Below are 12,164 nucleotides of genomic sequence, written 5' to 3' on the forward strand. Positions count from 1 at the left end.
GCCAGGGTGCGTCGCGAATCGGCCAGGTGCCGTGCGGCCGGGTCCGGGGCGGCCGGACCGTGGGGGCCGGGTCACGGGGGCACGGGTACGGCGCATTCGCGGAGGTACTCGGTCGGGCTGGCGCCGGTGACCCGGCGGAACGCGGCGCTGAACGCGCTGGTCGTGGAGTAGCCGCAGCGGTGCGCCACCAGGTTCACCGGGTGCCCCTGGGCGAGCATGGTCATCGCGGTGGACATCCGTACGAGCGCGCGCCAGCGGGTGAACGACATCCCGAGGTCCTGGCCGAAGGCCCGGTTGACCGTGCGGACGCTGAGCGAGTGCCGCGCCGCCCATTCCTCGACGGAGCGGTCGCTGTCCGGATCGCGCAGTACGTCGTCCGCGAGGGCCTGGATGCGCCAGTCCGCCGGGAGCGGCACCTCGGGGACGGGGCGGGGATCGTCCTGGAGCATCTCCAGGATGACCCGCTGGGTACGCAGCCGGAGGTCGTCCGGCATGGCGGTGGCGTTGAGGTGGAGCAGCATCTCCTGGAGCGCGCGTCCCACCTTCATCGACCGTGACGAGGTCCAGGTGGCGGGGATCGCGGAGCGGGCCACATAGGTGAAGCAGGCGAAGCTGCCGGGGTCGGCGGTGGCGGCGTGGGGGGCGTCCGGCGGTATCCACACCCCCTGCCCGGGTATCAGCCGCCGCACGCCGGTGGGGGTGTAGAGCGTCAGGGGCCCGGCGTGCGGCCACATGAGAAGGCCGTCGCTGTGGGTGTGCGGTTCCACGTCGAGCGGTCCGTCGCCGCCGTCGAAGACGGCGGTGGTGAGCAGGTACGGCGGCCGCACCACGGCGCCGCCGGCCGGGGGCGCGGCCCAGCGGACGGGCAGGGGCGGGGCCGTCCCGGCGAGCGCGGGACCGGACACATGAGCAACCGACATGAACTTAGGGTAACCTAACCTCCTACCGTCCCGGTCGTACGTCCTGGCCCTCAGGCGGCCGGGACGGGTCGCCTTCGCTCGCGCCTCACGGTTCCGGGCCGGCCGTACGTGTTTCCCGTGCGGGCCGCCTTCGCTCGCGCTTCCGGGTTTGCGCACCTGGGCCTACTTGTCCCGTGCCGGTACAGACGTGGTGCGCGGTTCCCCGCGCCCCTGAGTGGTCCGCGCTCCGCGCACCTGCTCCCGTGCGGCTCGTTCGTGGGTTTGCGCTCGCGCCGCTTCGGGGTGACGCGACGGGGCCGGGTCACGTCGTCGGGGTGGGGGCGGTCGGGCCCTGGTGGCGGAGGCGGGTGACCAGGGCGGCCCAGCGGTCGTCGTAGGCGGCGGCGTCGAGCAGCGCGGTCAGCTCCGTACGGCAGCGGGCCTCGGCGCGCTCGCCGCGGTCGGCGCCCTCGGGTGTCAGGGCGCAGTAGACGCCGCGCCGGTCGTGCTCGCAGCTGACCCGGGCGGTGAGCCCCTTCTTCTCCAGCCGGGTGACGAGCCGGCTCATGGACGACTGGTCGAGGCCCACCGCGGCGGACAGCTCCTGCACCCGCGTGCCCCGGGTGGGGCCGTGCCGCAGCTCGACGAGCACCAGTACCTCCGGGAGGGAGACCTGGAACTCGTCCGCGAGCATCCGCTCCATGGACTGGTTGAACCGGCCCACCATCAGGGTCAGCCGCCGCCACCGGTCGAACTCGCGGAGGCTTGCGGCACGGTCGTCGGCCGACATCCCGGCCTCCCCTCCAGTCGACTCCTTGTCCCTGCGTGACTATAGCCAACTCCGCCCACATTCCATGCGTGCGCACACATCTTACGAAGTCCTGTCGCCGCTGGGTCGCTGGGCCGGCCGTCGAGGTCTGCCCGGGTGGACGTACTCCGTTCCTGTGCCGTCGCTCGTGGGGTGCGCAGTTCCCCACGGGTCGCCTTCGCTTGCGCTTCCGAGGTCCGTCCGGCTGGGCGTACTTCGTTCCTGTGCCGTCGCTCGTGGGTTTCGCGCAGTTCCCCGCGGGTCGCCTTCGCTTGCGCTTCCGAGGTCTGTCCGGGTGGACGTACTTCGTTCCTGTGCCGTCGCTCGTGGGTTTCGCGCAGTTCCCCGCGGGTCGCCTTCGCTTGCGCTTCCCAGGTCCGTCCGGCTGGGCGCACTTCGTTCCTGTGCCGTCGCTCGTGGGTTTCGCGCAGTTCCCCGCGCCCCTTTGGGGCGCCATCTGCTTGTTCTTCGGGTCGGTGCCGGTCGGGATTCTCCGTCCTCGATCCAACGCGCTCGGTACGACGTCCCCCTTGCCCTACTGAAGAGCATCGGAGTCTGCGGGCAGAGATTCCCGCCCACCCCCTCCCGCAGCAGCGCGAGTCCGCGAGGAGGGTGGTTGAACCCCGGCCCCGGGCTGACGTCGGCCCGCAGACGGACGACAGCCCCAGACGGGCGCCCCCAAAGGGGCGCGGGGAACTGCGCAAAAACGAGGACGGCCCCGCACCCGAACGGGAACCGCAAGGGGCGCAACCTCAGGGGCGCGGGGAACTGCGCACCCACGAACGACCCGCACGGGGACAAGTACGCCCAGGTGGGGAACCCCAGGGGCGCAAGCGAAGGCGACCCGCAGATCACCGCCGGGGCGGGCGGGCCCGAAGGGTGTCCCGCAGCCCGTCGAGCTGCCGGTGCAGATCCCGTTGCGCGACATGGCGAGCCCAACGCGCCTCGATCCGGCCCGCCAGGGCGAGAACGCGCTCGAAGCGGTGGGCGCCACGTGTCACCCGTCGCACGTCCCCTCCCCGGGGTTTCCGAGTTCGGCCCACACGGTCTTGCCGCCGTGCCGCCGGTCGCAGCCCCAACGGGAGCTGAGGGCCTCGATCAGGAGCAGGCCGCGCCCGGACTCCGCGCCGTCGCGGGGACAGCGGGGTACCGGGGTGGTGCGCGATCCGTCGCTCACCGCGATCCGGACCCCGCCGCCCACCGCACGGAGTACGTCGAGGCGGAAGGACGAGCAGTTGGTGTGGGTGACCACGTTCGCGACCAGTTCGGTGACGATCTGCCGCGCGTCACCGCACAGTTCGTCCAGGTCCCAGGCCCGTAGAACCTCGGTGACCAGCCGCCGGGCCCGGCCGGCCGCCGACGGCAGACACTCCAGGGCTTCGGCCCGGCCGATCGCCCCGGCAGCGCCATTTCGGGCCCCGAACGCAATTGCAGCGAGGTCGAGTTGGGGTTCGTGTCGTTCCGTGGCTACGTTCTTCCCGGACACGCCGTTCCTCTCCGTAGTCATTCCACTACTGGGGAGGTTCAGCGTGGCCTAGAGCTGGAAGTCCTTCAACGTGCCGCAGGCGGAGGAAACATTGGTAAACCGCAAGGAGTTGAACCCCGACAAGAGTCCGGAAGCAGCGTTCGGCGCACGTCTACGCAGTTCACGCGAGGCACGCAACTGGACGCAGGACGATCTGGCCGCCCGGATGGAATATTCCGGGCGGCATATTTCAGCGATTGAAACCGGCCGCAAACCCCCGACGCGCCGATTTTCGCTTAGCGTCGACGCCGCATTCGGACTCGAAGGCACGAGCGACACGTTCGAACGGGCGTGGGGTGAACTCCGGCGCGGCAGCTTGCTGGAGGGGTTCCCTGAGTATCTGACGCAGGAGTCCCGCGCGGCGGAGATCCGGCTGTTCGAAGTGGGCTTGATCCCGGGCCCGCTTCAGACGCGCGAGTACGCGCAGGCTCTGGCCGACAGTGCCGTGCAACGCGGGGTCATCACCGCCGAACAGGCAGATGAACGAGTCTCGTTGCTGATGGAGCGTCAAGCTGCCTTGGTACGGCCCTTACCACCCATGGTGATCGTGGTCCTGGACGAGAGCTGCATCCGCCGGCCGATCGGGGGCTCCAAGGTCATGGGCGCTCAGCTGGACCAGCTGAGCGAGTTTGCGAAGCAGCCGAACACCGTGCTTCAGATCGCCCCCTTCGGCCTGGGGGAGCGCCGCCCGTTCGACCGGCTGGTCAACTTGCTTACGCTGCATGACCGGTCCGTAGTCTCCTACGTTGAGTCGCAGACCCACGGGCATCTGGAACGCGAGCTCACTTCCGTGCTGCCGCTGGTGAGGGCCTACCATCAGCTACAGGCCGAATCACTCTCCCAAGCGATATCCGTGGCCATGATCAATGAGGTACGAAAGGGCACCCCGCGATGACCGAATCCCCCTCCCTCCTCTGGGTCAAATCCTCCTACAGCAACAACGGCGGTTCCTGCGTCGAGTGGGCGCCCGCACACGCGGACGCCAACGGCATAGTCCCCGTCCGCGACTCCAAGAGCCCCGGCGGACCCGTACTGAACGTCCGCGCCACCGCGTTCGCGGCCTTCGTGGCGGGCGTCAAGGCCGGATCGCTCGACACCGCCTGACCGGACCGCACAGCACATCGCAACGCCGAAGGCCCCGCCGCACACCTTGATTCGAGGACGTGGCGGGGTTGACCCTGCCCGTTCGATCCGCGATCCCCTACCTCGATTCCCCAGCAGGCAGGAAAGGGCCCTCGTGACAACCGAACCTCATGACTGGATCAAGTCCTCGTACAGCGGCAACGGCGGTTCCTGCGTCGAGTGGGCACCGGCACACGCGGCCACCAACAGCACAGTCCCCGTGCGCGACTCCAAGAGCCCCGGCGGACCCGTGCTGGACATCCCCGCCGACGCCTTCACGTCCTTCGTGGCGGGCGTCAAGGACGGAACGCTCGGCACACGCTGACCAGCCGGGCACACCACGCACCGCAACGTCGAAAGGGCACCCCGTGACAACCGAAGCGCACAACTGGATCAAGTCCTCGTACAGCGGCAACGGCGGTTCCTGCGTCGAGTGGGCGCCCGCACACGCGTCCGCCAACGGCATAGTCCCCGTGCGCGACTCCAAGGCCCCGAACGGACCCGTACTGAACGTCCGCGCCACCGCGTTCGCGGCCTTCGTGACCGGCGTCAAGGGCGGAACGCTCGGCACCCGCTGAGCGGGCGGGGACGGGCGAAGCCCCGTCGCATTGCCCGGTACGGGAGTGCGGCGGGGCCTCGGGGGGTGGTCAGACGGTGGCGGACTGGGCCTTCGTCTTGTCGCGGAGGGGCTGGAGTGCGTCGCTCCACGCGATGAGCTGGTCCAGCATCGGGCCGACCGCGTCGACCTGCACGGGCTGCGGGGTGAAGGTCGTGAAGTTCTCGAAGTCGGTGAACAGCGAGAGCATCACCTGGTTGCGGACGGTCGCGACCTGGACCTCGGCCATGATCCCGCGCAGGTGCTCGATCGCGCGGGAGCCGCCCGCGCTGCCGTAACCGACGAAGGCCGCGGCCTTGTTGTTCCACTCCGAGTACAGGTAGTCGATGGCGTTCTTCAGCGCGCCGGACGTGGAGTGGTTGTACTCCGGCGTGACGAACACGAAGCCGTCGTAGGAGTCGACGAGCGTCGACCACTCACGGGTGTGGTCGTTGGCGTACTGGCCGAAGGACGGCGGGGCCTGCTCGTCGAGGAGCGGGAGCTTGATGTCGCGGAGGTCCACGACGTCGAACTCGGCGTCGGTCCGCTTCGAGGCGATCTCGTGCACCCAGTGGGCGACCGTGTCACCGACGCGGCCGGGGCGGGTGCTGCCGATGACGATGGCGATCCTGGTCATAGATATGCCTTGCTTCCTTGTATCGGGTGTCGCGGCGGTGGATGCCGCGCGGGTTCCTGCGGTGTGCGGACCGGTCGGTCCGCTGGGGGCGGACCGCCGGGGTTCGGGGGGACCCGGTGGGGGTCAGGGGCCGGGCGGCGGGGTGCCGCGGGGCTCGGGGAGGGTGAGCCGGCCGCTGAGCTGGTCGCTGATCTCCCGCAGCCGGCGGAGCTGGTCCGCGCTGAGGTGGTCCAGCAGCCGGGTCCGGGCACAGTCCGCGTGCCAGGGCGCGGCCTCCTCCAGCGCGACGCGCCCCGCGGGGGTGAGCCGGGCGAGCAGCGCCCGCCGGTCGCCGGGGTCCTCGGCGCGCTCGATCCAGCCGCGCTGCTCCAGTCTGTCGGCCAGGTGCGAGAGCCTGCTGGCGGACACGCCGGTGCGGCGGGCCAGCTCGTTCATGCGCAGCCGCAGTCCGGGGGCCTCGGAGAGCCAGTCGAGGAGTTCGTAGTGGATCTGCGACATGCCGCCCTCGCGCCGCAGCTCGTGCCCGAGCTGTTCGGACAGCAGCCGGGCGGCGGTGAGGAAGGAGCGCATGGTCCGCTGGGCCTCCCGGTCGGGGTCCGCCGCGGCCACGGCGGGCCGCGGGGGCGCGCTCATGCCTTCCATGGGGACCTCCTGGGAGCTGCTCGGCGGTGTGCTCGGACCAATATAGTTCATCGTTCAATTAATCTCGGAGCCTACAGCGCCACACCCCGGGGAACTATTCCCACCCACGCGCCCCACCGGCCCCGCCGCCCCAGAGCCGATCACCACACAACAGAAAGGGCCGCGACCCCCCGCCCGGCCACGGCCCACACCGCCCTCCCCGCACAAACGGGAACACGGAGGGGGCCGGAACCACCGCGAACGCCTCCCTCCGGGGCGGGTCCGGCAAACCTCCGACGGGTCACTACGAGTAGTCGATCGTGCCGTCCGCCGCCATCGGCGGATGGATGCGCTCCGGCGGGTGGGAGTCGGTGTCGGACGGCCGGGGGCCCTCGGGGCCGTCCGCGCCGCACCGCACCATCCGCTCGATCCGGCAGACCCGGAACATCTCGTCGCCCACCCGTACCTCGTCGGCGCGCTCCGCCGCCCGGAACCGCTCGGCGGCCCGCGCGTAGGCGGCCCGGCCCCGCTCGTCCAGGCCCGTCATCCGGGGCCAGAAATCGGTCAGCCCGTCGTTCAGCACCCGGCGGGCGTCGTGCGGGGTCGGCACCAGCGCGGACCGGGGCCGCCACCGTCCGTCCAGGCGTTCCACCACGCAGAACGCCACCGGCAGCAGCGCCACTTCGGGATGGGTGCGCACGGCCGACACGCTGTCGCGCAGCATGCCGTCGGGGAACCCCGTGCCCGAGTAGCTGAAGTCGCGCAGGGCCAGCTTGAGGGCCCCGGTCATCAGGCCCTGCTCCCGTCCGGGGTCGAGCGGCATGCCCAGCTCGGACGGCCTGGCGTCGGGGGTGAACTCCCAGGAGCGCTTGGCCGGTTCGGGGTCGGTGGGGCGGGGCGGCTCCAGCCCGTCGTCGCCGCCGCGCGCGAACTCGTCGCCCCGGATCACCCGGTAGCGGCTGCCCGCCGCCCGGACCTCGTCCACCGGTTCACGTTCCAGCAGATCGACCGCGGCGAGGAGTTCGCGCCGCACCTCCGGGTCGTCGGTGTCGTCCTTGGCCTGGAACCACAGATGGGAGTTGAGCGAGTCCCGGGCCTCCTGGGGTCTGCCGCAGGTGACCTCGGTCAGCACCCGCCAGCGGGGCGCGTCGGCCGGTTCCTGGACGGCGAGCCCGAACACCGGGCCGCGCAGCAGCAGATTCGGGTAGCGGTAGGACGCCTCCACCGCGTCGGCCTCAGTCACCCACTCCGCCGGATCGTCGCGCCGGACCAGTCCCTCATGGATCCGGTCGAGCTGTCGCTTCCAGTCATCGCCCATGCGCACATTGTGCTGAAGACGGGGCCGCCGTCCGCCCGGATCGGCGCAACCGACCGGACTTGTCCGCCGCACGACCGGGTCCGCGCGCCTGCCGGATGCGGCGAGCGCCCAGGGCGTCCGGGCCGGACCCGGGCCCGGGTGAAGGCCCCGCCGGGGACCCGTGAGCGAGCTCTCACACCGACCCTCACGGATCACCCCGTACCGGGACGAACCACCAGGGGCGGGAGCCGGACCGGAATGCCATCCTCCGCCCGCCGGACGACGGACGGCAGGTGTACGCATCTGCACACCGATCCGTCCGGCTACTGAGCAGTTACCTCGCCCACCACGTATCTCATCCCGGCAAGACCCCAAGAACGAGCAGTTCCGCACGCGACCGCAACGACCACGAACACCGAAGCACCCAGGAGGAAAAGCCCCGTTGGTGCCGGGGCACGGCACGACATGAGAATCCTCTCCTCTTTCCGTCGCCCCTTTGATTGGACTGGACACTCTCCTTATGAAACTCAGGAAGGCCAATCTCGCGATCACGGTGGTGGCGACCCTGGCGGGCGTCGGCATGGTGACCGGCCGGGCCCTCGTGGACGGGAGCGAGCCCCTTGACCTCGGGCCCGTGATCGACGTGAGCGGACCCGAGGCCGGCGCTGTCACCCCGTCGCAGACGGTCTCGCCGCCCCCCCTTTCACCGCAGGGCCCGAAGACCCCACTGCCCACCCCCCCTCGACCCACCGTCACCGTCACGACCACCCCCGGCGCCACCACCCCGCCCAACACCGTCCCGGACGCCACCGACGAGGAGGACGAACCACCCCCGGCATCCGTCCGGCCCACCGGAGGCAGACCCGTGCCCGTCCCGACCCCGCCCCAGAGCAGCCACCGGCCGGGCTTCCCGCCCACCGAGGAGGAGCGCGACCACGACAACGAGGACGGCGGCCGCGGCGAGGGTCACGGTGACGAGGAAGAAGGAGGGGACGACTAGCGGTGCGCAAGCACACGGCCAGCGCGCGGTCGAGAATCGTGGGCTGGATGATGCTCCTGGTGGGTGCCGCGATCGCGGCACCCACCGTCGCCATCACCGTCCTGTGGCAGGCCCAGATGGACGCCCGCGTGGACGAGCAGCTGCTGCACGAGGTGGACAACCTCCGCGCGTTCGCCGGGAAGGGCCGCGGCGAATCGGGCCAGCCCTACACCGACGGCGCCGCGCTGCTCACCGACTTCATGTCCAACAACCTGCCCAACCGGGAGGAGACCTACTTCAGCATCGTGGACGGCCGGGCCGACCGCCGCAGCGGCGTCGACCCGCCCATCAAACTGGACGAGAACCCGGACGTGGTCCGCAAACTGGCCATGCTCGGCAGCACCAAGACCCAGACGGGGTGGCTGGACACCTCGGAGGGCCGGGTCCGCTACGGCGTGGTCCCGGTGCGCGTCGCCGGGGACACCCGGGACGTCCGGCTGGTCCTGATCGAGTTCCGGGACCGCCAGCTCGCCGAGGTCCGCTGGGTGGCCAAGATGCTGCTCGCCACCGGACTCGGCGCGCTCGTGTTCGCGGGTATGACCAGCTGGCTGGTGGCCGGACGGGTGCTCGCGCCGATCCGGCTGGTGCGGCAGACCGCCGCACGGATCAGCGAGTCCGATCTGACCCAGCGGCTGGACGTCCGGGGCCATGACGACGTCGCGGCCCTCGCCCACACCTTCAACCGGATGCTCGACCGGCTGGAGCAGGCGTTCACCGCGCAGCGCCGGTTCCTGGACGAGGTGGGCCATGAACTGCGCACCCCCATCACCGTCATCCGGGGCCATCTGGAACTGATGGACGGCGTCCCGGCCGGCGGTGCGCGCGGTGTGGGTCCGTCCGGCTGGGACGGCAGCCAGGTGCCGGTGCTGGACTCCTGGCAGCCGTGGCCGGAGGGCATCGGTGAGCTCGGGGAGCAGGACCGGGCGGCGACCCGTGCGCTGGTCCTGGACGAACTCGACCGGATGAGCCGGATCGTGGACGATCTGCTGACCCTGGCCAAGGCGGAGCGCCCCGACTTCCTCAGCATCGGTGAGACCAATCTGACCGATCTGATCGTGGACGTCGTCGCCAAGGCCCGCGCCCTGGGCAACCGGCACTGGCGCGTCGCGGCCGTGGCGGAGGCCACGGTCCTCGTCGACGGGCAGCGGCTCACCCAGGGACTGATCCAGCTCGCCGCCAACGCGGTACGGCACACCCTCGACGGCGACCTCATCGAGATGGGGTCGACGGTCCGGGACGAACGGATTCTGCTCTGGGTCCGTGACACCGGGCCGGGTGTGGGACCGATGGACAAGGAACGGATCTTCAACCGGTTCGCTCAGGCCAATCTCGTCGGCACGGCCAAGAAGACGGGTTCGGGTCAGGCGGGCACGGGTATCGGGCTCGGACTGGCCATCGTCCGGGAGATCGCCGAAGCGCACGGCGGCACCGCCTGGGTGGAGGACGCCCAGACGGGCGGGGCCCGTTTCGTCCTCGATCTTCCGGCTTACTACCCCTGGGAGGAAGGACAGCATGCATCGGATCCTCATAGCGGAGGACGAAGCGGGAATCGCCTCTTTCGTGGAAAGAGGCTTAAGGGGATATGGGTTCGCTACCTCAGTGGTGGGTGACGGCCTGTCGGCCTATGAGCACGCCCGCGCCGGGAACTGCGACCTCATGATCCTCGACCTCGGACTGCCCGCCGTCGACGGTCTCACCGTTCTGCGCAAACTGCGCGAACTGCGCGTCACGCTGCCGGTGGTGATCCTGACCGCGCGGGACAGCGTGTCCGACGTGGTCGCCGGGCTCGAACAGGGCGCGGACGACTATGTGTCGAAACCGTTCGCGTTCGAGGAACTCCTGGCCCGGGTCAGGCTCCGGCTGCGGGCCGAGGGCGGGCCGGAGGGCTCGCTGCTGCGGGCCGGGGACCTCGTCCTCGATCTGCGCACCCGGCGGGTCCATGTGAACGGGCGGGTCGCGGAGCTGTCCGCCCGGGAGTTCGCGCTGACGGAGGTGTTCATGCGCAACCCCGACCAGGTGCTGACGCGCGAGCAGCTCCTCAGCCGGGTCTGGGGGTTCGACTACGACCCCGGGTCCAACATCGTGGACGTGTATGTGCGGTACGTACGCCGCAAGCTCGGCCCCGACCGGGTCGAGACGGTACGCGGGGTGGGCTACCGGCTCCGCGCCTGACCCTTCCCGCACCACCCGCACCACCCGCACCGCCAACCCCCTTGCACCCCCGCACCACACACCCCCCGTAACACCGGAACCAGGAACCCCCGCAGGACGCCCGACCCCGCACACCCCCGCAACCCCCACCCCCTCCGGACCGACCCCACCGGACCCCGAGGCCCCAGGACCCCCAACCCGGCGACCCCGGCCGGGGGCTCCGACCCCACCGGCACGCCCCCTCCCGGGGCCCCGGGGACCGGCGCGCGCGAGCCATTCCCACGGCCCGCGCCCGTACATCGCCCGCCCCATCGGCGGGCTTTCGCGCGTTCTGCGCGTTCTGCGCGGGAACTCCCGACGTGCCCCACCTGGCCGTGCGCACATACCAGCGACAAGTGCCCACTCAGATGTGCGCGACCGCGCTCCGACATCGTTATCAAGCAGGTGAGAGCTCTCTCACGGCGATCTCACAGCCGACTCATCACCTACCCGCATGCTTCCGGGCCAAGACAACCACCCCCGGTTGTCCCAACTCCCGCAGCGACCAAGGCCGTTCGCTGCGGAGGTCACTGGATCAGCCAGGAGCACGCCATGAAGAAGCTTCTCGACAACGCGCGGACCTTTCAGCAGCGCATGGCGCCCGAGAGCGAGACCTACCAGCAGTTCGCTGCCGGCCAGAGCCCCGGGACCCTCTTCATCACCTGTTCCGACTCGCGGATCGTGCCCTCGCTCATCATGGGCTCGGCGCCCGGTGAGGTCTTCGAGCTGCGCAACGCGGGAAACATCATCCCCCCCTACCGGCCTGGGCGGCAGTCCGGTGAGGCGGCCACTCTCCAGTACGCGGTCGACGTGCTCCGGGTCCAGGACATCGTCGTCTGCGGACACTCGCACTGCGGGGCCATCGCCGCGGTCGCCAAGGAGCAGGACCTGACGGCTCTGCCGAGCGTAGCGGAGTGGGTTTCCTTCGCCCGTCCGGGTCTGGCCCCCATCCTCGGTACCCCGCCCGAGGACCTGACCCTGACGAACTTCGTCCAGGCCCATGTCGTGGCCCAGCTGGAGACCCTGCGCGGCTACCCCGAGGTCCACGCGGCCATCGCCGACGGCCGGGTGCAGCTGCACGGCTGGTTCTACCGGGTGGACACCGCCCAGGTGTTCGAACTCGACGAGAACGACGGCGCGTTCCACTGCCACTGAGCTCGGAGCCGGGCCGGTTCTCGGGCCCCGCACGGACCGGTCGAGGCGCCAGGGCTCAGGCACCCCCGACCGGTCCGTGAGGACCCCGGACACGACCCGGCTCCGGCGGGGCACCCGCGGCCCCGCACAACCCGGTACGGGACGGACCCAGCGCCCCGTACGGACGGCCCGGACAGCACTCCCGTGCGAACGGCGCCACCGTCCCGTACCGGAACCCCGACGCTTCACCCCGTGTGCCGATGGAGAACCGGCCCCGCGCCGGTCCCGGGACCCGCA

General features: G+C 70.9%; 15 protein-coding genes. 8 read left to right on the forward strand and 7 right to left on the reverse strand.

Annotated elements, in window-relative coordinates; genetic code table 11:
* Positions 1–71: 71 nt before the first annotated feature.
* From OG711_RS12585 to OG711_RS12600, 4 genes are all read right to left on the reverse strand, one after another.
* Positions 72–920, reverse strand: coding sequence for a helix-turn-helix domain-containing protein (locus OG711_RS12585; RefSeq protein WP_079184357.1), 849 nt, complete (start codon positions 918–920; stop codon positions 72–74).
* 301 nt (positions 921–1,221) lie between these two features.
* Complete coding sequence (locus OG711_RS12590; RefSeq protein ID WP_073784940.1) at positions 1,222–1,689, reverse strand: MarR family winged helix-turn-helix transcriptional regulator; 468 nt, start codon at positions 1,687–1,689, stop codon at positions 1,222–1,224.
* Between the two features lie 869 nt (positions 1,690–2,558).
* Positions 2,559–2,717, reverse strand: coding sequence for a hypothetical protein (locus OG711_RS12595; protein ID WP_329559274.1), 159 nt, complete (start codon positions 2,715–2,717; stop codon positions 2,559–2,561).
* Positions 2,705–3,193 carry an ATP-binding protein gene (locus tag OG711_RS12600; protein ID WP_329559275.1) on the reverse strand — a complete coding sequence of 163 codons (489 nt, stop codon included), beginning with the start codon at positions 3,191–3,193 and terminating at the stop codon, positions 2,705–2,707. Before OG711_RS12600 ends, OG711_RS12595 begins: the two co-directional genes overlap by 13 nt.
* Positions 3,194–3,284: 91 nt before the next feature.
* On the opposite strand from OG711_RS12600, the gene OG711_RS12605 reads away from it, so the two are divergent.
* The 4 genes from OG711_RS12605 (at position 3,285) to OG711_RS12620 (ending at position 4,932) form a co-directional block, all read left to right on the forward strand.
* On the forward strand, positions 3,285–4,127 hold the full coding sequence (locus OG711_RS12605) for a helix-turn-helix domain-containing protein (protein WP_329563766.1): 843 nt from the start codon (positions 3,285–3,287) through the stop codon (positions 4,125–4,127).
* The gene (locus OG711_RS12610; protein WP_329559276.1) at positions 4,124–4,336 is read left to right on the forward strand and encodes a DUF397 domain-containing protein; all 213 of its coding nucleotides are present in this window, start codon (positions 4,124–4,126) and stop codon (positions 4,334–4,336) included. Before OG711_RS12605 ends, OG711_RS12610 begins: the two co-directional genes overlap by 4 nt.
* Positions 4,337–4,469: 133 nt before the next feature.
* Positions 4,470–4,679 carry a DUF397 domain-containing protein gene (locus OG711_RS12615; protein WP_329559277.1) on the forward strand — a complete coding sequence of 70 codons (210 nt, stop codon included), beginning with the start codon at positions 4,470–4,472 and terminating at the stop codon, positions 4,677–4,679.
* Between the two features lie 43 nt (positions 4,680–4,722).
* Positions 4,723–4,932: a DUF397 domain-containing protein gene (locus OG711_RS12620; RefSeq protein ID WP_329559278.1), complete on the forward strand. Its 210-nt coding sequence runs from the start codon at positions 4,723–4,725 to the stop codon at positions 4,930–4,932.
* A 69-nt stretch (positions 4,933–5,001) separates the two neighbouring features.
* Here OG711_RS12620 and OG711_RS12625 read toward each other — a convergent pair whose 3' ends face one another.
* From OG711_RS12625 to OG711_RS12635, 3 genes are all read right to left on the reverse strand, one after another.
* On the reverse strand, positions 5,002–5,586 hold the full coding sequence (locus OG711_RS12625; RefSeq protein ID WP_073784934.1) for an NADPH-dependent FMN reductase: 585 nt from the start codon (positions 5,584–5,586) through the stop codon (positions 5,002–5,004).
* Between the two features lie 123 nt (positions 5,587–5,709).
* Positions 5,710–6,228 (reverse strand): MarR family winged helix-turn-helix transcriptional regulator, encoded by a 519-nt coding sequence (locus tag OG711_RS12630; RefSeq protein WP_237542706.1) that lies wholly within the window; start codon positions 6,226–6,228, stop codon positions 5,710–5,712.
* A gap of 283 nt (positions 6,229–6,511) precedes the next feature.
* Complete coding sequence (locus OG711_RS12635) at positions 6,512–7,525, reverse strand: DUF5954 family protein (protein ID WP_329559279.1); 1,014 nt, start codon at positions 7,523–7,525, stop codon at positions 6,512–6,514.
* Positions 7,526–8,024: 499 nt separating this feature from the next.
* Here OG711_RS12635 and OG711_RS12640 point away from each other — a divergent pair, with 499 nt between their 5' ends.
* From OG711_RS12640 to OG711_RS12655, 4 genes are all read left to right on the forward strand, one after another.
* A complete protein-coding gene (locus OG711_RS12640; RefSeq protein ID WP_073784930.1) occupies positions 8,025–8,504 on the forward strand; it encodes a hypothetical protein in 480 nt (159 codons plus the stop codon).
* Positions 8,505–8,551: 47 nt separating this feature from the next.
* Positions 8,552–10,153 (forward strand): sensor histidine kinase, encoded by a 1,602-nt coding sequence (locus tag OG711_RS12645; RefSeq protein WP_079184428.1) that lies wholly within the window; start codon positions 8,552–8,554, stop codon positions 10,151–10,153.
* A complete protein-coding gene (locus tag OG711_RS12650) occupies positions 10,056–10,715 on the forward strand; it encodes a response regulator transcription factor (RefSeq protein ID WP_073784926.1) in 660 nt (219 codons plus the stop codon). The genes OG711_RS12645 and OG711_RS12650 overlap by 98 nt, the downstream gene beginning before the upstream one ends.
* Before the next feature lie 570 nt (positions 10,716–11,285).
* A complete protein-coding gene (locus tag OG711_RS12655; protein WP_073784924.1) occupies positions 11,286–11,888 on the forward strand; it encodes a carbonic anhydrase in 603 nt (200 codons plus the stop codon).
* The last annotated feature ends 276 nt before the right edge of the window (positions 11,889–12,164 follow it).

It is taken from the genome of Streptomyces uncialis, assembly GCF_036250755.1.
GTDB lineage: Bacteria > Actinomycetota > Actinomycetes > Streptomycetales > Streptomycetaceae > Streptomyces > Streptomyces uncialis.